This is a genomic window from Pseudomonas sp. IC_126, from assembly GCF_004331835.1.
Lineage (GTDB): Bacteria > Pseudomonadota > Gammaproteobacteria > Pseudomonadales > Pseudomonadaceae > Stutzerimonas.
This window is the reverse complement of the sequence record NZ_SJSS01000009.1, coordinates 59,145-79,189: the sequence shown is the minus strand read 5'-3', so window position 1 is coordinate 79,189 and position 20,045 is coordinate 59,145. Positions and strand designations below refer to the sequence as shown.

Annotated in this window: 21 protein-coding genes; 12 read left to right on the top strand and 9 right to left on the bottom strand. The window is 62.3% G+C overall.

The window, feature by feature from the left end; all coding sequences use genetic code 11:
- Positions 1–57: 57 nt before the first annotated feature.
- Positions 58–2,904 carry an excinuclease ABC subunit UvrA gene (gene uvrA / locus E0D86_RS20760; RefSeq protein ID WP_165914271.1) on the bottom strand — a complete coding sequence of 949 codons (2,847 nt, stop codon included), beginning with the start codon at positions 2,902–2,904 and terminating at the stop codon, positions 58–60.
- Positions 2,905–3,036: 132 nt separating this feature from the next.
- On the opposite strand from uvrA, the gene E0D86_RS20755 reads away from it, so the two are divergent.
- The 4 genes from E0D86_RS20755 to E0D86_RS20740 all read left to right on the top strand — a co-directional run bounded on the left by E0D86_RS20755 (position 3,037) and on the right by E0D86_RS20740 (position 6,892).
- Entirely contained in the window at positions 3,037–4,404 is a 1,368-nt protein-coding gene (locus E0D86_RS20755) for an MFS transporter (protein WP_131651925.1), read from the top strand.
- Between the two features lie 182 nt (positions 4,405–4,586).
- The gene (locus E0D86_RS20750; RefSeq protein ID WP_131651924.1) at positions 4,587–5,075 is read left to right on the top strand and encodes a single-stranded DNA-binding protein; all 489 of its coding nucleotides are present in this window, start codon (positions 4,587–4,589) and stop codon (positions 5,073–5,075) included.
- Positions 5,076–5,085: 10 nt separating this feature from the next.
- Positions 5,086–5,970 carry a sugar nucleotide-binding protein gene (locus E0D86_RS20745; RefSeq protein ID WP_131651923.1) on the top strand — a complete coding sequence of 295 codons (885 nt, stop codon included), beginning with the start codon at positions 5,086–5,088 and terminating at the stop codon, positions 5,968–5,970.
- Positions 5,963–6,892 (top strand): NAD-dependent epimerase/dehydratase family protein, encoded by a 930-nt coding sequence (locus E0D86_RS20740; protein ID WP_131651922.1) that lies wholly within the window; start codon positions 5,963–5,965, stop codon positions 6,890–6,892. The genes E0D86_RS20745 and E0D86_RS20740 overlap by 8 nt, the downstream gene beginning before the upstream one ends.
- 73 nt (positions 6,893–6,965) lie before the next feature.
- Here the strand turns inward: E0D86_RS20740 and E0D86_RS20735 are convergent, their stop codons facing one another.
- Complete coding sequence (locus tag E0D86_RS20735; RefSeq protein ID WP_131651921.1) at positions 6,966–7,652, bottom strand: OmpW family protein; 687 nt, start codon at positions 7,650–7,652, stop codon at positions 6,966–6,968.
- A 196-nt stretch (positions 7,653–7,848) separates the two neighbouring features.
- On the opposite strand from E0D86_RS20735, the gene E0D86_RS20730 reads away from it, so the two are divergent.
- The 6 genes from E0D86_RS20730 to E0D86_RS20705 are packed head-to-tail and all read left to right on the top strand — an operon-like array spanning position 7,849 to position 12,730.
- The gene (locus tag E0D86_RS20730; RefSeq protein ID WP_131651920.1) at positions 7,849–8,619 is read left to right on the top strand and encodes a DUF3450 domain-containing protein; all 771 of its coding nucleotides are present in this window, start codon (positions 7,849–7,851) and stop codon (positions 8,617–8,619) included.
- On the top strand, positions 8,616–9,962 hold the full coding sequence (locus tag E0D86_RS20725) for a MotA/TolQ/ExbB proton channel family protein (RefSeq protein WP_131651919.1): 1,347 nt from the start codon (positions 8,616–8,618) through the stop codon (positions 9,960–9,962). Before E0D86_RS20730 ends, E0D86_RS20725 begins: the two co-directional genes overlap by 4 nt.
- 55 nt (positions 9,963–10,017) lie before the next feature.
- Entirely contained in the window at positions 10,018–10,500 is a 483-nt protein-coding gene (locus tag E0D86_RS20720) for a MotA/TolQ/ExbB proton channel family protein (RefSeq protein WP_231752250.1), read from the top strand.
- A 10-nt stretch (positions 10,501–10,510) separates the two neighbouring features.
- A complete protein-coding gene (locus tag E0D86_RS20715) occupies positions 10,511–10,921 on the top strand; it encodes a biopolymer transporter ExbD (RefSeq protein ID WP_131651917.1) in 411 nt (136 codons plus the stop codon).
- Positions 10,921–11,637 (top strand): energy transducer TonB, encoded by a 717-nt coding sequence (locus E0D86_RS20710; RefSeq protein WP_131651916.1) that lies wholly within the window; start codon positions 10,921–10,923, stop codon positions 11,635–11,637. Before E0D86_RS20715 ends, E0D86_RS20710 begins: the two co-directional genes overlap by 1 nt.
- A gap of 1 nt (position 11,638) precedes the next feature.
- Positions 11,639–12,730 carry a lipopolysaccharide assembly protein LapB gene (locus E0D86_RS20705; protein WP_131651915.1) on the top strand — a complete coding sequence of 364 codons (1,092 nt, stop codon included), beginning with the start codon at positions 11,639–11,641 and terminating at the stop codon, positions 12,728–12,730.
- Between the two features lie 172 nt (positions 12,731–12,902).
- Here the strand turns inward: E0D86_RS20705 and E0D86_RS20700 are convergent, their stop codons facing one another.
- The 4 genes from E0D86_RS20700 to E0D86_RS20685 all read right to left on the bottom strand — a co-directional run bounded on the left by E0D86_RS20700 (position 12,903) and on the right by E0D86_RS20685 (position 16,043).
- Positions 12,903–13,415, bottom strand: a complete 513-nt coding sequence (locus E0D86_RS20700; protein WP_131651952.1) for a DUF3299 domain-containing protein — start codon at positions 13,413–13,415, stop codon at positions 12,903–12,905.
- Between the two features lie 8 nt (positions 13,416–13,423).
- Positions 13,424–14,689 carry an ABC transporter permease gene (locus E0D86_RS20695; RefSeq protein ID WP_131651914.1) on the bottom strand — a complete coding sequence of 422 codons (1,266 nt, stop codon included), beginning with the start codon at positions 14,687–14,689 and terminating at the stop codon, positions 13,424–13,426.
- 2 nt (positions 14,690–14,691) lie between these two features.
- Positions 14,692–15,399 carry an ABC transporter ATP-binding protein gene (locus E0D86_RS20690; protein ID WP_131651913.1) on the bottom strand — a complete coding sequence of 236 codons (708 nt, stop codon included), beginning with the start codon at positions 15,397–15,399 and terminating at the stop codon, positions 14,692–14,694.
- Between the two features lie 74 nt (positions 15,400–15,473).
- Positions 15,474–16,043 (bottom strand): DUF2796 domain-containing protein, encoded by a 570-nt coding sequence (locus E0D86_RS20685; protein ID WP_131651912.1) that lies wholly within the window; start codon positions 16,041–16,043, stop codon positions 15,474–15,476.
- Between the two features lie 107 nt (positions 16,044–16,150).
- On the opposite strand from E0D86_RS20685, the gene E0D86_RS20680 reads away from it, so the two are divergent.
- The gene (locus E0D86_RS20680) at positions 16,151–16,498 is read left to right on the top strand and encodes a hypothetical protein (RefSeq protein WP_131651911.1); all 348 of its coding nucleotides are present in this window, start codon (positions 16,151–16,153) and stop codon (positions 16,496–16,498) included.
- A 4-nt stretch (positions 16,499–16,502) separates the two neighbouring features.
- Here the strand turns inward: E0D86_RS20680 and E0D86_RS20675 are convergent, their stop codons facing one another.
- Positions 16,503–17,363 (bottom strand): neutral zinc metallopeptidase, encoded by an 861-nt coding sequence (locus E0D86_RS20675; protein WP_131651910.1) that lies wholly within the window; start codon positions 17,361–17,363, stop codon positions 16,503–16,505.
- A 91-nt stretch (positions 17,364–17,454) separates the two neighbouring features.
- Positions 17,455–17,889, bottom strand: coding sequence for a DUF411 domain-containing protein (locus E0D86_RS20670; protein ID WP_131651909.1), 435 nt, complete (start codon positions 17,887–17,889; stop codon positions 17,455–17,457).
- A 181-nt stretch (positions 17,890–18,070) separates the two neighbouring features.
- On the opposite strand from E0D86_RS20670, the gene E0D86_RS20665 reads away from it, so the two are divergent.
- Complete coding sequence (locus E0D86_RS20665; protein WP_131651908.1) at positions 18,071–18,661, top strand: DUF4345 domain-containing protein; 591 nt, start codon at positions 18,071–18,073, stop codon at positions 18,659–18,661.
- 31 nt (positions 18,662–18,692) lie between these two features.
- Here the strand turns inward: E0D86_RS20665 and trmA are convergent, their stop codons facing one another.
- Complete coding sequence (gene trmA, locus E0D86_RS20660) at positions 18,693–19,784, bottom strand: tRNA (uridine(54)-C5)-methyltransferase TrmA (RefSeq protein WP_131651907.1); 1,092 nt, start codon at positions 19,782–19,784, stop codon at positions 18,693–18,695.
- Between the last annotated feature and the right edge of the window lie 261 nt (positions 19,785–20,045).

The following is a 20,045-nucleotide window of genomic DNA, read 5'->3' as shown; positions in this document are numbered from 1 at the left end:
TGCGGGCTTTCGTATCGGGTCGGATTTACGATAGGGCTCGGGGCAAACCTGTAGCGTTCATTTATGCCGGGCTTGATCACGCTCAAGCAACGGTTTAAGAAAGTGACCGGTATGCGACTGCGGCATCTCGGCAACGTTTTCGGGGGTGCCCGTAGCGATGATCTGACCGCCTTTCGAGCCCCCTTCGGGGCCGAGATCCACCAGCCAATCCGCCGTCTTGATCACGTCCAGATTGTGCTCGATGACTACCACCGTATTGCCGTGATCGCGAAGGCGGTGCAACACATCCAGCAACTGCTGGATATCGGCGAAGTGCAACCCCGTGGTGGGCTCGTCGAGGATGTACAGCGTCTTGCCGGTATCCCGTTTGGACAGCTCGCGCGACAGCTTGACCCGTTGTGCCTCGCCTCCTGATAGGGTGGTCGCGCTCTGTCCGAGCTTGATGTAGGACAGCCCCACATCGATTAGCGTCTGCAGCTTGCGTGCGACGGCTGGCACTGGAGCGAAGAATTCCCGCGCCTCTTCGATGGTCATATCCAGCACTTCGGTAATGCTTTTGCCTTTGTACTTCACTTCCAGCGTTTCGCGGTTGTAGCGCTTGCCCTTGCACACGTCGCAGGGCACGTAGATATCCGGCAGGAAGTGCATTTCCACCTTGATCACGCCGTCGCCCTGGCAGGCCTCGCAGCGCCCGCCCTTGACGTTGAAGGAGAACCGCCCCGGGCCGTAACCGCGAGAGCGGGCTTCAGGTACGCCAGCGAAAAGCTCGCGGATCGGCGTGAACAGTCCGGTATAGGTCGCAGGGTTAGAGCGCGGTGTGCGTCCTATCGGGCTCTGGTCGATGTCCACCACCTTGTCCAGATGCTGCAGACCATCGAACGAATCATGAGGTGCCACCTCGAGCGTCGTCGCGCCGTTCAGGGCCGTGGCGGTGATCGGAAAGAGCGTGTTGTTGATCAGCGTCGACTTGCCCGAGCCCGACACCCCGGTGATGCAGGTCAGCAGGCCCACGGGGATTTCCAGATCGACGTTGCGCAGATTGTTGCCGCGTGCGCCCTTGAGCCTGAGCAGCTTGCTCGTATCGCGAGGGGTGCGTTGCGCGGGGTAGAGAATATTCACCCGGCCGGAAAGATAGCCGCCAGTCAGCGAGGCGGGATTGTTCATCACCTCGTCCGGCGTGCCTTGCGCCACGATCTGTCCACCATGCACGCCGGCGCCGGGACCTATGTCGACCACGTAGTCGGCGAGGCGTATAGCGTCTTCATCATGCTCGACGACGATCACCGTATTGCCGATGTCGCGCAGGTGACGCAGGGTGCCGAGCAGGCGTTCATTGTCGCGCTGATGCAGGCCGATAGAGGGTTCGTCGAGAATGTACATGACCCCGACCAGACCCGCGCCGATCTGGCTGGCTAGGCGGATGCGCTGAGCTTCGCCGCCGGACAGGGTGTCGGCGCTGCGGTCCAGCGTCAGGTAGTCGAGGCCTACGTTGACCAGGAACTGCAGCCGTTCGCGAATCTCCTTGAGAATCTTGTCGGCGATCTCACCGCGACGTCCGGTGAGCGAGAGGTCACCGAAATACTCGGTGGCATCGCCGATCGGCAGGCCAGTCACCGCCGGCAGGGTCTTGTCCCCGACCCATACATGGCGTGCTTCGCGACGCAGGCGGGTGCCGCGGCATTCCGGGCAGGGCTGAGTACTGAGATATTTGCCCAGTTCTTCACGTACCGAATTGGATTCGGTTTCCCGGTAGCGACGCTCGAGGTTGGGGATGATTCCCTCGAAGGGGTGAGAGCGTTTGACGATATCGCCGCGGTCGTTCAGATAGCGGAAGTCCACATTCTCCTTTCCACTGCCGCGCAAGACGACTTTCTGCTGCTCCGCCGGCAGGGAGTCGAATGGCTCGTCAAGACTGAAACCATAATGCGATGCGAGCGAGCCGAGCATCTGGAAGTAATAGACGTTGCGCCGATCCCAGCCGCGAATGGCGCCCTCAGCCAGGGTCAGCTCGCCATTGACCAGGCGTTTGGCATCGAAGAACTGTTTGACGCCCAGGCCGTCGCAGGTCGGGCATGCGCCGGCCGGGTTGTTGAACGAGAACAGCTTGGGCTCGAGCTCGCTGATCGAATGCCCGCAAATTGGGCAGGCGAAGCGGGCTGAGAAAATCATTTCCTCAGTGTCACTCTCGTCGTCCATCGAGGCGACCAGGGCGATGCCATCGGCGAGCTTGAGTGCCGTCTCGAAGGATTCGGCGAGACGCTGCTGCAAGTCGCTGCGCACTTTGAAACGATCCACCACGACATCGATGGAGTGCTTCTTTTGCTTATCGAGTTTCGGCAGTTCATCGAGTTCGTAGAGCCGCCCGTTGATCCTCGCCCGTACGAAGCCCTGCGCGCGCAGCTCATCGAACACCGCCAGATGCTCGCCCTTGCGTTCGCGAATGACGGGGGCGAGCAGCATCAGCTTGCGGCCTTCCGGTAGTGCCAGCACCTGATCGACCATCTGGCTGACCGTCTGGGCTTCCAGCGGTGCATCGTGATCCGGACAGCGCGGCGTACCGACGCGTGCATAGAGCAAGCGCAGGTAATCGTAGATCTCGGTAATGGTGCCGACGGTCGACCGGGGATTGTGGGAAGTCGACTTCTGCTCGATGGAGATGGCCGGGGAGAGGCCTTCGATGGTGTCGACGTCGGGCTTTTCCATCATCGATAGAAATTGCCGGGCGTACGCCGAGAGCGATTCGACATAGCGCCGCTGACCTTCGGCATAAAGCGTATCGAAGGCCAGCGAGGATTTGCCGGAACCCGACAGACCCGTGATCACGATCAGCTTGTCGCGTGGCAGGGTCAGGTCGATGTTTTTCAGGTTATGGGTACGAGCCCCACGAATCAGAATCTTGTCCAAAGCAGCCTCGCGTCGCGGGCGAAAACCCGAAATTATACGGCCAGGTGCGACACAGCGGCAAAGTAGCCAGCCTGTGCCGAACCGCGGGATGGCTGTTAGAATCGCCGCCGGTTCATTCAGGCGAGACCCCACATGCAGGATCCCTACAGCGAGCGCATGAGCGCCAGCGAAACTCGCGCAGCATCCGGGCTGGCCCTGGTTTTCGCGTTTCGCATGCTCGGCATGTTCATGGTGCTGCCAGTACTGGCGACCTATGGCATGGAGCTGCAGGGAGCCACACCGGCACTGATCGGTCTCGCTATCGGTGCCTATGGTTTGACCCAGGCGGTGCTACAAATTCCGTTCGGCATGCTTTCTGATCGAATTGGCCGTCTGCCGGTGATCTACTTTGGCTTGCTGATCTTTGCCGCGGGTGCGGTACTCGCCGCGACGGCTGATTCCGTTTGGGGCGTCATCGCCGGCCGCGTGCTGCAGGGAGCTGGCGCCATTTCCGCGGCGGTGATGGCGCTGCTGTCTGATCTCACCCGCGAGCAGCATCGCACCAAGGCGATGGCGATGATCGGTATGAGCATTGGTGTTTCATTCGCTGTGGCGATGATTCTCGGGCCGCTGCTGACGCGTGCGTTCGGTCTGTCCGGCCTGTTCTGGGCGACGGCGGGGATGGCGCTGCTGGGTATGCTGGTCGTCGCCACGTTGCCGCGCGCCCATCGTCATCTGCGCCATCGTGAGTCGGGTGTGGCCAGGCAGGCGCTCGGCGAGACGCTGCGTCATCCGAGCCTCCTGCGCCTGGATTTCAGCATCTTCGTATTGCATGCGATTCTCATGGCCAGTTTCGTCGCATTGCCGCTGGCCTTGGTGGACGAAGCGGCGCTGCCCAGGGATGAGCACTGGTGGGTCTATCTCACCGCCCTGGTGGTCGGATTCTTCGGCATGGTGCCCTTCATCATTTATGGCGAAAAAAAGCGGCAGATGAAGCGCGTCGTCTTGGGCGCCGTGGGGGTTCTGCTATTCGCCGAGCTGTTCTTCTGGTGGCTCGGTCACGGGCTCTGGGCATTGGTCGTCGGCATGATCGTGTTCTTCATCGCATTCAATCTGCTGGAAGCCTCCTTGCCTTCGCTGATCAGCAAGGTGGCGCCGGCCGGTGGCAAGGGTACGGCGATGGGTGTTTACTCAACGAGCCAGTTTCTCGGTGCCGGTATTGGCGGCGTCTTGGGTGGATGGTTTTACCAGCAGGGTGGCCTTGCGCTGGTTTTCGCCGGCTGCGCCGTGCTCTGCGGGCTGTGGCTGATGGTGGTCTGGGGCATGCGCGAGCCGCCTTACGTCACCGGTTTGCGGCTGCCATTGTCGACCGATGCGTTGCGAAACCCCGCCCTTGCCGAGCATATATTGGCGGTGCCTGGTGTGTCGGATGCTGTGGTGATTGCCGATGAGTCGGCCGCCTACGTTAAGGTCGACATGCAGGTGTTGGATCGGGAAGCGCTCGACCGCCTGGTCGCCTGAACACCCTTTCGCTGATGCGGGCCGGGCGCGCCTCTCGCTGCCGACTGTGCCTCTGCCTGAGACCATCCCGGTTGGCCGGCAAGGGGCGGTGAGGTAAGATTCACGGCCATTGGCTTTCGCTCCGTCACGGAGCGCTCTCCAGTGAGCCAACCCAAACTCATGTTCAAACAAAGGAGTTACCCATGGCCAGAGGGGTGAATAAAGTCATCTTGATCGGCAATGTCGGCGGCGACCCGGAAACCCGCTACATGCCCAATGGCAATGCGGTGACCAACATTACGCTGGCCACCACCGACAGCTGGAAGGACAAGCAGACCGGCCAGCAGCAAGAGCGCACCGAGTGGCACCGTGTCGTGTTGTTCGGCAAGGTGGCTGAAATCGCTGGCGAGTACCTGCGCAAGGGCTCGCAGTGCTACATCGAAGGCCGCCTGCAAACCCGCGAATGGGAAAAGGACGGCGTCAAGCGCTACACCACCGAGATTGTGGTTGATATGGGCGGCACCATGCAGCTGCTCGGCGGCCGTGGTGGCAGTTCCGACGATGCGCCACGTCAATCCCAGCCGCGTCCGCAACGCGAGCCGCAACAGCAGTCGCGCCCGCAGTCTCAGCCGCAGCCAGCTCAGCAGCCGGCACCGGACTACGACAGCTTCGACGACGATATCCCGTTCTAGAGTTCTCTCCATGCGAATGCGCCTGATGCTGTTGGGCGGCGGCAATGCCCTGGGTCAGGCGCTTATCCGCCTCGGCGCCGAGGAAGATATAAGCTTCCTCGCACCGCGCCCGCCCGACCAGGGTTGGGACGCGCCCAGCCTGACCAAATTGCTCGACGACAATCGCCCGGATGTCGTGATCAACCTCGCCTATTATTTCGACTGGTTTCAGATCGGCCATGTCGATGAAGCTGTGCTTGCCCATCAGGAGCGAGCGGTAGAGCGGTTGGCAGAGCTTTGCCAGCATCACGAGTTCGTACTGATGCAGCCCTCCAGCTACCGCGTGTTTGATGGCGCTCGCACCACCGCTTACAGCGAGAAGGACGAAGTGGCGCCGCTGGATGCGCGCAGCCGTGCGCTCTGGCGTATCGAGCAGAGCGTTCGCGCGCTCTGCCCGCGACACGTTCTGCTGCGGTTCGGTTGGTTGCTGGACGATAGTTCGGACGGTTTGCTTGGGCGGTTTCTGCAGCGTCTCGAACAGGACGATGAGCTGTCTGTTGCCGATGACCGCCGTGGCAATCCGACGCCTGTCGACGATGCGGCGCGTGTCATCCTTGCCGTGCTGAAGCAGCTGGACTGTAGGGCGCCGCTGTGGGGCACCTATCACTATGGTGGGCACGAGGCGTCGACACCATTGGTGGTCGGTCAGGCGCTGCTTGCCGAGGCCGCCCACCATCGTCAGTTGAAAATCGATAGCCTGACCCCGGTCGCGCACGCAAGCTGTCCAGACGCTCAGGACGAGCCGCAGCATGGTGTGCTGGCCTGCAAGAAAATCTTCAATACTTTCGGAATCAAGCCGCGCGCCTGGCGTACCGGATTGCCGAGCCTCCTGGAGCGTTACTACCGACATGGTTGAATCACCGATTCTGGTTACCGGGGGCGCCGGTTTCATCGGCTCGAACCTCGTCGATGCATTGGTTGCTCGCGGCTATGCGGTGCGGGTGCTGGACAACTTGTCCACGGGCAAACGCAGCAACCTGCCGGACGGTGTGCGCGTGGAGTTGATCGAGGGCGACGTCGCCGACGCGCAGGTCATGCGGCGGGCTGTCCGTGGCGTGCGAGCCGTGGTGCATCTGGCTGCCGTGGCATCGGTGCAAGCATCGGTCGATGACCCGGTGGGTACACACCAGAGCAATCTGGTCGGCACGTTGAACCTGTGCGAGGCCATGCGCGACGAAGGTATTCGCCGAGTCGTCTTTGCGTCGAGCGCTGCCGTCTACGGCAACAATGGCGAAGGGCAGCCCATTGATGAAGAAACCCCGAAAGCGCCGCTGACACCTTATGCGGCGGACAAGCTTGCCAGCGAGCATTACCTGGATTTCTACCGCCGCCAGCATGGACTGGAGCCGGTCATCTTCCGGTTCTTCAATATCTTCGGCCCTCGTCAGGACCCTTCATCGCCGTACTCCGGGGTGATCAGCATCTTCACCGAGCGTGCGCAGAAAGGCCTGCCGATCGCGGTGTTCGGCGACGGCGAACAGACCCGCGATTTCCTTTACGTCGGCGATCTGGTCGAGGTGCTGGTGCAGGCGCTGGAGAGCACTGAAGTGGACGCGGGTGCGATCAATGTCGGGCTCAATCGCGCCACTTCGCTGAACGAGTTGCTGGCGTCCATTGGCGATGTGCTGGGCGGGCTGCCGCCGGTCAGTTACCAGGCGGCGCGAAGTGGCGATATCCGCCACTCGCGAGCCGACAATGCACGCCTGCTGCAGCGCTTTCGGTTGCCGGAGCCAGCGACTGATATGCGGATGGGGCTGGCGAAATTGCTGGGTCGCTAGTAAAGCTGCGAAATGGAAAAAGGCGCCCTAGGGCGCCTTTGCTTTGCTCAACGATCCGGTGGTTCTGGTTTCGTCAGAATTTGTAGCCGAGACCGACCATGTAGACCATCGGGTCGACATCTACATCGACCTTAACTTTGGCTCCGCCATAGCTCGTTGTGCCGGTAGTGTCGATATCGATATAGCGTACCTGAGCGTTGATCATCACGTTCTCGGTCAGCATGTAATCTATGCCCACTTGGGCCGCTAAGCCCCATGAATCCTTCATGTCCAGCCCGTTGAAGCCCTTGCCCTCAGCTTCGCTGGTGAGCTTGTCGTCAAAGAACCATGTGTAGTTGATCCCCGCACCGACGTAGGGCTGGAATGCGGACTTGCTGTCGAGCGGGTAGTAAACGAGGCTGAGGGTCGGCGGTAGGTGCTTGAGTTCGCCCAACTTTCCGTTCAGGCCTGCAAACCCGCCAGGCATGCCGGAAACCCCCACGTCGTGGGTGAAGGGGCTTGCAGCGAGCAATTCAATGCCGATCTTGTCGGTCAACATATAGGCGAAGTTCAGGCCCAGCTGGGTGTCGCTATCGAGGGTAGCCTTTGTTCCTGGAACGCTGGTCGAAAGCGCGCCTACATAGATATCGCCGCTATCCTCATGCGGATCAACCGTAATGGCACCGGCGCGCAGAATCACATCACCCGCCTGATGGGCCTGGGCGAGGGGGGCGGCGAGGGCCATGGCCAGCACGGAAGCGGTAAACAGGGTCTTGCGCATAATGAGCTCCATCGAGACGTGATCTGTTGCGTTGGAGCCATGGTAGGGCGCGCTACTCCGCCGAATTTGATCCAGCTCAACGAAACGCTTCGCTTTGCCTGGGCTGCGACGTATTGCCCTGGGTTGCCTTCCTTTGTTCACCTAGATGATAATGTTTCTCTTTCGAGTTTGACCTTCGTCTGCAAGGATCCATTTAATGCAAGCCCTTATCCCCCGCCTCTTGGCGGTCGCCGTGTTGCCATGCTGCGTTCAGCTTCACGCAGCTCCGCTGGATGCTGCACTGGACGAAAGTCAGCGTCTGGCAGCGGAGGCCAAGGCATCGCAAGCACGCATCGAGCAGCTCGACGATGCCACTCGGCAGATGCTCAACGACTATCGCAACGCTGTGCAGCAGGCGGAGGCGCTGGAGGCCTATAACAAGCAGCTGACCGAGCTCACCGCGGGGCAACGTAAGGAACTCGAAGGTTTTCAGCGTCAGCTGGACAGTATCGAGCGCACCCAGGAGGCCGTTGCGCCTCAGATGGGGCAGATGATCGATGTGCTCGAAGAGTTCATCGCGGCGGACTTGCCGTTCCTTCCCGACGAGCGCGCCGACCGCCTGGCCAGCTTGCAGGACATGCAGGCGCGCGCGGATATCAGTCTGGCCGAGAAATACCGTCGAATCCTCGAGGCCTATCAGATCGAAAGCGATTACGGCAGAACGCTGGAGGCCTGGCGCGGCGAGCTGCCGGTCGAGGGCGGCAGCCGTAGCGTTGAATTTCTGCGTCTAGGACGGACGATGCTCTATTACCAGACACTCGATGCGCATGAGAGCGGTTGGTGGAATCCCCAAACCGGTGCGTGGGAGACGCTTGATGCAAGCGCCCGCCGGCCAATCACCAAGGCAATTGCCATTGCGCGTCAGCAGCAAGCGCCCAGCTGGCTCGAACTGCCGGTGAAGACCCTGGCCAAGGAGGCGACGCAATGAACCGTTTATTGACCGTTTTGCTGATCGGCTTGTTGCCGGCGCTGGCTCAGGCAGCCGAACCGCTGACTCCAGATCAGCTGCTGCAACGCATTCGCAGCGAGCGCGCCGCGGAGGTCGAGGCCATGCAGGCGCGTGAGCAGGCGTTTATCCAGAATCGCAGTGAGCAAGCGCAACTGCTGGCGCGTGCCAACGCCGCGCTTGAAAGGCAGAAGGCCGAAGCCGAGCGTCTGAAAGCCGAGTTCGATCGTCAGGAGGCCGAACTGGCTGAGCAGGAAACACTACTGGCACAGCGGGTTGGGCATCTCGGCGAGCTGTTCGGCGTGGTTCGCCAGAGCGCAGGTGATATCGCTGGCCAGTGGCAGGACAGTCTGCTCAATGCGCAGTATCCGGATCGACTGGCGCGGCTGAAGGCGCTGGCCGAAAGCCGTGCGCTTCCGTCCGCAGAAGATCTGGATGGCTTTTGGATGACCTTGCTCGAAGACCTTGCCGCCAGTGGGCGAGTCGAGCGGGTTGAGCTACCGGTCGTGGGCGCCGACGGTCAGCGCAGCGTTGAATCGGTGCTACGGGTCGGTGCTTTCTCCGTATTCACTGATGATGCCTTCCTGCGTTACGACAGTGATGCCGGTGAGCTTCTGGCTCCGGCGCGGCAACCTGCCGGGTTGGGCCTGGTCGATGATTACCTGAGCGACGGCGACGCGCTGGCGACACTGCCGATCGATCCAACCCGCGGCTCGTTGCTGGCACAGCTGCAGCGCCAGCCGCAATTATGGGATCGGGTTCAGCAGGGCGGTCTAGTCGGCTGGGTCATCTTGGTGCTCGGCGCCATCGGCCTGCTGTTGGCGATCTGGCGCATGGTCTACCTGACTGGTGTCGGGCGCGGTGTGGGCCGGCAGATGAATGAGCTGAACAAGCCGCGCGATGACAACCCGCTGGGCCGTATCATTGGAGTGCTCGGGCCTAAGCCGCAATTGTCCGATCTGGAAACCCTCGAACTGAAACTCGACGAAGCGATTCTTCAAGAAACGCCGCCGCTGGAGCGTGGGCAACCGCTACTCAAACTCCTGGCCGCCGTAGCGCCGCTGCTCGGGTTGCTGGGTACCGTGACCGGCATGATCGTGACCTTCCAAGCCATTACCCAAAGCGGTGGCGGTGATTCGCGGCTGATGGCTGACGGCATCTCCCAGGCGCTGGTGACTACGGTGCTGGGGCTGGTTGTGGCGATTCCGCTGTTGTTTCTGCATAGCTTGCTGGCCAGCCGCAGCAAGGCGCTGATTCAATTGCTGGAACAACAAAGCGCCGGCCTGATCGCGCTGCATCTGTCGGGGACACCGCGCCGTGAATGATCTGCACGGTAGCTGGCTGCGTCTGGTCGATAGCGGACACGCGCTGCTCGACTTCATGGCTGCGGGTGGCGTGGTGATGTGGGCGCTGGCTGGATTGTGCGTGCTCTATTGGACGCTGGTGTTCGAACGCCTGTGGTTCATGCGGCGGGTCTTTCCGCGCTGGGCCGAGACACGTCGCCAGGCTTGGGCGCGGCTGGGCGATGAGCCCGGTAGCTGGCAGCGCGCGGTGCGCAGTACCTGGCTGGCCCAGGCCCAGCAGCAGCTCTCCGGCCCGTTGCGGATGAGCAAGACCCTGGTGGCGATGTGTCCGCTGCTCGGCCTGCTTGGCACCGTCAGCGGCATGATCGCGGTATTCGACGTGCTGGCGCTTAACGGCACCGGCAACCCTCGTGGCATGGCCGCGGGCGTCTGGCAGGCGACCCTGCCGACGATGGCCGGCATGGTGCTGGCCATCACTGGACTGTTCAGCCTGGCGCGCCTCGAGCGAATCGCGCGACTGGCTCTCGACCGGCTGGCCGACCAGCTGCGTCACGATTGAGGATTAACGGATGCGTATGCGTCGTCACCACCAGCAGGAAGAAGACACCGGCATCGACCTGACGCCGATGCTCGACGTGGTCTTCATCATGCTGATCTTCTTCATCGTCACCAGCTCCTTCATCAAGGAGTCCGGTGTCGAGGTTCAACGCCCGCAGGCCGATACCGCCAGCGCGCAGGACAAGGGCAACATCCTGATTGCGGTAACGGCTGAAGGTCAGGTCTGGATAGATAAGCAGGCGGTGGATGTACGCAGCGTGCGTGCGCACGTCGAGCGCATGCGCGTCGACCAGCCCGAGGGCGCCGTGGTGGTGCAGGCCGATCAGGATGCGCGCACCGGTCTCGTGGTTCAGGTCATGGATCAGGCGCGTCTGGCCGGGGTCCGGGACGTGGCGCTCGCTGCCAGTTCGGGAGTGCAGTGATGGTCCGCGGACTGGGCCGGATCGGGTTGTCGTTCGTCGCTGCTTGCGTGGTGGCGTTGCTGTTGTTCGCCTTGATGTTGAGCATGGTCACCCCGCCGCGCAGTGAGGTGGCAGACGATCCTGTGGCGATCGCCAATTTCGTGCGCATGGACAGCCGCAACGAAAGCGCCTCGACTCGTTCGCGACAGCAGGCTCCAGAGCCGCCGCAACCGAAGACACCACAACCGCCAACCCCGCCCACGCCGAGCATGGCCAGCCCCAGTGCCAATCTGCCGAAACTCGACCTGCAATTGCCCAATATCGATAGCGGTCTGTCTGTCGCCAGCGCGCCAGCGCCGAGCCTGAGCGGTCTGACCGCAGCGGCACCGGCCGCAACGCCGGCGCCTCCACCCGCTGCGGCCGCAGTTGGGGAAGCAGCGGCGCCATCCGGCGGCCCAGAGCAGGAAGTCATGCCGCTGAATGATGTCCGTCCCGAGTATCCGTATCGCGCTCGCCAGCGTGGCATCGAAGGTCATATCAAGCTGGCCTTTACCATCACGCCAGCTGGCAAAGTCGAGAACATCCGTGTTCTGGAAGCCTCGCCACGCAATGTGTTCGATCGTGAAGCTCGCCGTGCCGCCGCGCGCTGGCGTTTCGCGCCGCGTACCGAAAACGGCGCGGCGGTATCGCGTGAAGCGGTAAAAACTCTGCACTTCCGCCTGCAAGGAGAACGCTGACATGCCTCGTTTGCTGCTGTTGATCTCATTGTTGTTCGCTGTCTCGACGCAGGCGGCCCAGACCATCGACCCGTTGGTGTTCAAGGCGCTTGAGCGCGCGCAGACCGCGCAGGAAAAAGGCGATTACAACGCCGCGCGAAACGCGCTTACGCAAGCCGAGGCCAAAGTCGGCAGTGTCGAAGAGGCGCTGTTGTGGCGTAGCCGGGCGTATCTGGCCTGGGCCGAAGGCAACAACCGTCAGGCGCTGGAGTTGCTCGACAAGGCGATCAGGAGCGGCAAACTGGACGAGGCGGTGCTGCCCAACGAACGGCTCAATCTGGCGAAACTTAATCTGATCGAGCGACGTTATGCCAAGGTGATCAGCCTGCTGGGTTCGCCGGCCCAGGCAAGCGAGGAAGTACTGCAAATGCTGGTGCAGGCCTATCAGGGCCTCGGCCAGCACAGCAAGGCACTTCCGCTGGCCGAGCGCTACGTGCAGGCCAACCCCAGCGCGGCGGATACCTGGCTGCAGTTCCTGGTTGCGGGCAACGCCGAGCTGAAGCGTTATGAGACAGCGGAGCGGTGGCAGCGCAAGTTGCTGTCGCGCCATCCGAATGAGGCCAAGATTTGGCGTCAACTGGCCGGGCTGCAGCAGATGGCGGGTGATGAGGACAAGGCGCTTGCCACGCTGCGTGCCGCGCATGCCAAAGGCCTGCGTTTCAGTGAATCGGAGCTGGATAATCTGGTGCTGCTGGCCAGCGCTGCGGATCAGCCCTGGCAGGGTGCCAAGCTGCTTGAAGGGATGCTTGAGTCGCGTTTGCTGGCGAGCAATGCCAGCCGTCACGAGCGCTTGGGCATGCTCTGGTGGCAGGCGCGCGAGCGGGCTGCTGCCGCGACGATCTATCGTCAGCTGGCCGCGCAGACGGCGAGCGCCAAGTTTTGGATGAATGTGGCTCAGCTGGAGCTTGAGCAGGCCCGCTGGCAGGCCGGGCTCGACGCGCTGAAACAAGCCGAGCGTGCCGGAGCAGAGCGGCGCCAGGTACGCGCTTGGCGTGAATGGGCCGAAGGTGAGCTGAGTTTCGAGCGCGAGCGTCAGATCGCCCGCGTCAACTGAAACGTAAGCGAGTCATCGTAGGGTGCGCTCCGCGCACCGATGTTGATGTATATGGACGCCCCCTCTGGATCATTTCGCTCTTTGATCCGCTCGGTGCGTGGAACGCACCCTACAAAGCTCAAGCTTCGTATCCGGCGCGCCGCGTCCCCAGGAAGCGGACAGCGTTGCTTTCTCACTCCAGTTCGTAGAAATAGATCTTCTCTGCCGACATTCGATACCCGGCTTCGGCCAATTCGCTGCTGGCGTGCTCGACGCGAAGCGGACCTTCGATCCAGAAGGGCTGATAGAGCTGATCGACCTTCACACCCAACTCGCTGGTGGCATGCACGATTTGGTTCGAGGGTGGTGGTGGAACGTGAATGCACGCACCGAAATAAGGCACCAGCAGAAACTCGGTAACGCGACCGTCCTCACTCATGTCCAGCGGCACGATGTAGCCCGGCAACTTCGCCTGGATGCCGTCCAGTGCTTCGACCACTGGTGCGGCGGGAGATTGTTGCGTGGCGGCTGGGCCGGTTTCGGCAGCCAGCGCATCGGCCAGTTGCGACATATCGTGCATCGCGACGGGAGGCGGGGGTGGCGGGGCGTCGGCGGGAATCAGGTCCGACCACTGCAACTCGCGCACATCGGCGATTGCGAGATTGGCCGCAAGGATCAGCAGGGCAGCAAGCAACAGATTTGGCACGGTCATCCTCATAGTCGTATCGACAGGCCATCGGCCAGCGACTGCCGATAAGCACGCCAGGCGGGCACGCTGCCCATCAGCAGCCCGGCCAGCAGTATCGCGGCAAGCAGCGACCATTCATAAGCGCTGGGCCAAGCCAGCGGCAGGTAAAGGCCGTACTCGGCCTGCAGCGGCGTCTGGGCCACGGCGATGGCTACATATAGCAACAACAGGCCGAGCAGCACACCGGCCAGCGCCAGGCTGAAGGCCTCGGCCACCAGCAGGCCGCCGATATGCCAGGGCCGAGCGCCTACCGAACGCAGGATTGCCATCTCCCGGCGTCGCTCGTTGAGGCTGGTCAGGATCGCCGTCAGCATTCCGATGAGTCCGGTCAGCACGACAAACAGCGAAACCACGAACAGTGCCTTTTCCGCCGTGCCCATCAGGCTCCAGAGCTCCTGCAGGGCGACGCCGGGCAGGATCGCCAGCAGCGGCTCGCCGCGATACTGGTTGATCTCGCGCTGCAGGGTGAAGGTCGCGATCCTGCTGTTCAGGCCGAGCAGAAATGCGGTGATCTGTTGCGGTTGCAACGCGAGCTGGCGTGCCTGTTCGGCATCGATACGCGCAGCGCCCCGCGCCGGCATGCCGTTCTGCCAGTCGATATGCAGCGCTTCCATCCCAGCGAGGTTGATGTGCAAGGTGCGATCGACCGGTGTCCCGGTGCGTTGCAGGATGCCCACCACACGGAACGGTTTGTCGTCGTGCTTGATCAGGCTGACCGTCGCGACTCCGTGTGCCAGCACCAGCTGTTCGTCCAGCGTGTAGTTCAATGCCCGCGCGACCTCGGCGCCAAGGACCACTTCGAAGGGATCGTCGGCAAAGGGCCGGCCTTCGGCAAGTTGCAGGGCTTGCTTGCGACCGTAGCGGTAATGTTCGAAATAGTCGGCGCTGGTGCCCAGCACGCGATAGCCACGGTGGGAGTCACCCAGCGAGATGGGAACCGCCCAGTCCACCTGCGGATGCTCGGCGAAATGCTCGAAGCTATCCCAGCGAATGTTGTTGGTCGCGTTGCCGATACGAAACACCGAGTACAGCAACAGATTCACCGAGCCGGAGCGGGCGCCGACGATCAGATCGGTGCCGCTGATAGTGCTGGCAAAGCTGGCGCGGGCTTCGGTGCGCACGCGCTCGACAGCGAGCAACAGGCACACCGACAAGGCGATGGCGAATACCGTGAGCAGGGCGGTGAAGCGGCGATTGATCAGGCTCGCCAGGGCCAGACGCAACAGGTACACGATCAAACCTCCATGGCGCGGCTGGCGCGGTTGAGGTCGCTCAGCGACAGGCTGCGGTCGAACAGCGGCGCCAGGCTCTGGTCGTGGCTGACGAACAACAGGCTCGAACCGGCTTCGCGGCATTCGGCGAACAACAACTGGAGAAAGGCTTCGCGGCTGTCCGCATCCAGCGCCGAAGTGGGTTCGTCGGCAATGACCAGCTCCGGTTGGCCGATCAACGCCCGCGCCGCGGCGACACGTTGCTGCTGTCCGATGGACAGCGCTTCGGCGCGTCGTTCGAACAACGCTTCGGATAGCCCAAGATGCGCCAACAGGCTCGCGGTCGCCTGCGCAACGCTACCGTGACGCTGACGGGCACGCTCGGCGCGCAGTGTCGAAAAGCGGCAAGGCAGGCTGACGTTCTCAGCGACAGAAAGAAATGGCAGCAGATTGAATTGCTGAAAGATATAGCCGGTGTGATCGACCCGATAGCGATCCCGTGCACCGGAAGACAGCGTGGCGAGATCCGAGCCGAGCAGGCGAACCGTTCCGCGCTGGGCTTTCTGCACGCCGCCGATCAGGCCGAGCAGTGTGGTTTTGCCGCTGCCGGACGGTCCTTTGAGAAACAAACTCTGGTTTCGCTCCAGTTCGAATTTGGGGATGTCGAGCAGCTCCGCCTGGTTTGGCCAGGCGAAGCCGAGTTCGTTGAGTTCGAGCAGTGGAGCGGTCATTGAATGTTCTGGATCGTTACGGGTGATTCGGGAGTTTACTGGCTCATGATCGGGTTGCGGCAGGCCGCGTCGGGTCAGAAGTCCAGCTGTGGATGTTCGGTAGTCAGCTGCGCGCCGCGCTGGCCGTTTGGACCGATCAGTTGTGTCTGGATCTGCTCGGTAGCCGGAAAGGCTTCGAACAGCTTCTGCAGATTGATTCCCTGCAGCGCCTCGGGATTCGCGCAGTCATAGCGGTAGCGAGCGTGAATGTCGCTGTGCTGGCTGTCATGGTCGTGATGTTCATGCGCGTGCTCAGCCGTTTCGGCGTTTGGGTGGAACAGCGGGCTTTCCAGCTCGACCGTTTTCAACTCGCAGCCGGCGGATGCAGGTAAACCAAACAGTGCGGCTGGCTGTTCGAGCTGCTTGCGCGCGTCGGCAACCTTGCGCTCGTCCGCCGTGCTGCCCGGCGTATGCTCGAAGCCGACCAGATTCATCGCCGGGCTGCGCAGTTCGATGTCCAGCTCAGCGCGCTCCAATGCAACATCCAGCTCCGCTGCGCCATGTACATGGGCCCCCAGGTTGCCGTGCTGATGATCAGGTGCCGGGTGTGCCTGGGCGAGGGTGGATAAAAGGATGAAGGGTAGTGCGAGCGAAAGGTGATACATGACGAGCTCCCGACTTTAAAGTCGTTACGTTATAACAAATGCGTACCGAGACTGGCCAGCCCGTTAATAGTCATGTGACCATGCCATGGCTTTTCGGGAGATGAGAGATGATTCGAATTCGTGGGCATATCGGTGAGTTGCCGGTGGATCTTAGTGTGGAACTGGATGAACAGGATTGGGCACAGCTGGCGCGGCAGCTGCCGGCGAGCGCCAACGTGCAGAGTATGCAGGCATCAACCGAAGACGGCATCGACCCGCACTGGCTCGGCGCTCAGCAATTGTTACGCGATGTGGGGCGAATGGAGGGGCCGCAGCTGTTGGCCGAGCTGGAAGCCATGAGCGGCAGCGCGCAGGTGGCGAAGCGCCTGTTGGTGCGCCTGCGCCACAATGCTCAGGTCAAGGTGCAGAGCAGCGCCGACGCGCCGATCTACAGTTGGGTGGGCGAGGGGGATTGATCGCTCAGAGACGACTTGCCTGAAAGGTGTCGCAGCGGCCCGGCTCGCCACTGTCGAAGCCGGTACGGAACCACTTCACCCTCTGCGCCGAGGTGCCATGGGTGAAGGCATCCGGCACGACGCGTCCCTGGCTCTGCTTCTGCAGGTTGTCGTCGCCGATGGCATTGGCCGCATTCAGGGCTTCTTCCAGATCGCCTTCTTCGAGCCAGTCATGGCGCTGCTGCGCATGGTATGCCCAGACACCCGCGAAGCAATCGGCCTGCAGCTCCTGGCGAACCAGCAAACCGTTGTCGCCTTCCATGCGGGCGCCGCGCTGGCGTGCGGCCTGCATCTGCTGAGACACGCCTAGCAACGTCTGCACGTGATGACCCACTTCGTGAGCGATGACGTATGCCTGAGCGAAGTCCCCTGCCGCGGAGAACCGTGAGGCCATCTCGTCGAAGAATTGCAGATCGAGGTACACCTGGCGGTCGCCAGGGCAATAGAAGGGTCCGACCGCCGAACTGGCGAAACCACATGCTGAATTGACGCCGCCGCGAAAAAGCACCAGCGTCGGGTCGCGGTATTGCTCGCCGGCTTGCTGAAACAAGGCGCGCCAAGTGTCTTCGGTATCTCCCAGGATCGCCTGGACGAAGGCCACCTGCGGATCGTCGCCGCGCGCCGGTGTGTCGCTCTGCTGAGTGGGAGCCGGGCCTGCCTGGTTGGCCAGCTGGCCAAGAATCTGCAGTGGATCCTGACCGGACAACAGTCCGATCACGACCACCACCGCCACGCCTGCCAGACTCAGACGGCCGCCCCCGATGCCGCCACGTCGGCCACGAGCATCCACCACGTTGTCACTGCGTCGTGCTTTCTTCCAACGCATACATGAGTCCTTCTACCAGACAGTGCTGGTGGATAGACCTCTCATGTTGGCCGCTAATTCAGCCGGCGGCTTGCGCTTCGTCTGTTTTCGCTCAACGCACCGGGTAGTCGGTGAGTACCGACTGTTCGCCGTCTTTGCTCAGGCCAATGACCTGGTAGGCATCCTTGCGGCCACCCATCTCCATACCTGGGGAGCCCATGGGCATGCCGGGCACGGCCGCGCCTAGCAAATCCAGCTGAGCACGAAGCTTGAGAATATCGCTGGCAGGTACATGGCCTTCAACGAACTTGCCGTCGATCACGCCGGTGTGGCAAGAGCCCAGGCGGTGCGGCACGCCAAGCTTGGCTTTGACCGATGCCATGTCGGTTTCGACGTGATCGGTCACTTCGAAGCCGTTTTCCTCGAGATGCTTGATCCAGGACTTGCAGCAGCCACAGTTGGCGTCGCGGTGTACATCGATGGCGATGGGCTCGGCTGCCTGAGCAAGGCTGGCGAAAAGGGCGGTAGCGAACAGAAGACGGCGCATGGAAATTCCTCCGGGCGGGATTCGCGGCAGCATACCGCCAAGACGCCTTGGTGCCCAAGTATCGGCCTGTGTGCAAATGTCGCAGTTTCGGGCGCATTGGTTTAATTGTGGGGCGAACCAAAGCGGGGCGTTTCGGTCCGATGACCACTGTGGTGCGCAGCCGCTATCAGGAGAGTTTTCGATGCGTTTTGCCCGTTTCGTTCTGATTGTTCAGGCCGTGGTCATGATTGGTTTGAGCCTGGCTTATTGGCTGCGGCCTTATGAGATGGCCAATCTGAACGGGATGCTGCTGATGGAGACCGCCTCGGTCAGCCATATGCGCGTCTATTACGGTGGGTTGCAGTTGGGGCTGGCGCTGTTTCTGCTCTGGGCCATGCGCGCGCCGGAGCGTGTCCGGGCGGCGCTGACGATGCTGGTGATCACGATGCTGGCGCTGGTTGCGGGGCGGCTTGGATCCTTGTGGCTGGACGGCGGTGAGTTGATCGGTTTCGACCTGGCCTCGTTGATCTATCGGGTAGGTGCCGCGTTGCTCGCTGCAGTCGCGTTGCTGCTGATGCGTGAACGTTCGGTGGGTGTGCCTGTTACCGAGCCAGAAGTGGAACCCCGGCCCAAACGGCCCCTGATCGATGACGGGCCGCCCAAGCCGTTTCGCCTGGGTGACGGACCAGCGGCGCCAGCCGACCATGAGCCTGCGTCAGGCCTTGAGCCGTTCCGGCGGGGTGATCCAGACGGCCCATCGCTGGAAACGACGCCGGATTCGCCCGTCAGATAACCAGTCCGCGCGCTGCTGCTGGGTTCAGGCGTTAGCCGCGGCGCACCAGCAGCACGCCCGATTCCATGTGGTGGGTATAGGGGAATTGGTCGAACAGCGCGCAGCGTTCGATGCGATGAGTGTCGTGCAGCTGGGCAATGTTCTGCGCCAGCGTCTCTGGGTTGCAGGAGATGTAAAGGATGCGCTCGAAGCGACGGGTCAGCTCGCAGGTGTCCGGATCCATGCCGGCGCGAGGCGGGTCGACGAAAACGCTGCCGAAGTCATAGCTCTTCAGGTCGATGTCAGCCAGCCGGCGGAACGGGCGCACCTCGTTGAGCGCCTGGGTCAGTTCCTCGGCCGAGAGGCGCACCAGACTGACGTTGTCGATGCCATTGTCGTCGAGGTTGCTTAGTGCGGCATTCACCGAGGACTTGCTGATCTCGGTGGCCAGCACTTTACGCACGCGAGTGGCCAGCGGCAGGGTGAAGTTGCCGTTGCCGCAGTAGAGCTCCAGCAGGTCGTCGTCGCGCTCGCCCAACGCCTCGAACGCCCAGTTCAGCATCTTCTGGCAGACCTTGCCGTTGGGCTGGGTAAAGGCGCCTTCCGGCTGGCGATAGCGGAAGCTGCGGCCAGCCACCACCAGTTCCTCTTCCACGTAATCACAGCCGATGACGATGCGCTTGCCGCGCGAGCGGCCGACGATGCTCGCGCCCAGTTCCTCGCTCAACTGCTCGGCGGCGGTCTGCCAGGCCTCGTCCAGCGGACGATGATAGGCGAGGGTGATCAGTGCATCGCCCGCCAGGGTGGTGAGAAATTCCACTTGGAACAGCTTGAAACTCAGTGCTTCGCTGGCCTGCCAGGCGGCTTTCAGTTGCGGCATCAACTCGTTGATGCGGCGGCTGGCGATGGGAAAGTCGTCGATCAGGATCGGCGTTCGGTTATCGCCCGGCTCGAACATGGCGTAATGGCGCTGACCAGCCTCGCGCCACAGACGGAATTCGGTGCGCAGCCGGTAGTGCTCGCGCGGCGAATCGAAGACTTCCGGCGCCGGCGCGTCGAACGGCGTCAGCAGCTCGCGCAGCCGCTCGGCCTTGGTGGCGAGTTGAGTGTCGTAGGTGGCGGGGTCGAAGCGAAGATGAGTCATGGTGGCGGCCGTTGCGTGGTGGCCGCGGCGTGTCCGCGCGGCGATCGATGACGAAGGCTGGGCTCGCGCCCACCGATGGGGGCGCCGATTGTACGGAGCTGGGGCGGTATTGTCAGGGGCTGCGGGTGGGTGAGGTGGGGCGGGATGGGGCGGAAAAGGTGAGCTTGAAGCGGACCGCCGCCCGGCCCACGCTACCGTGCATGGCCTTGTAGGGTGGGCTTTAGCCCACCGATAACAGTGCATAACCTCGTAGGGCGGACC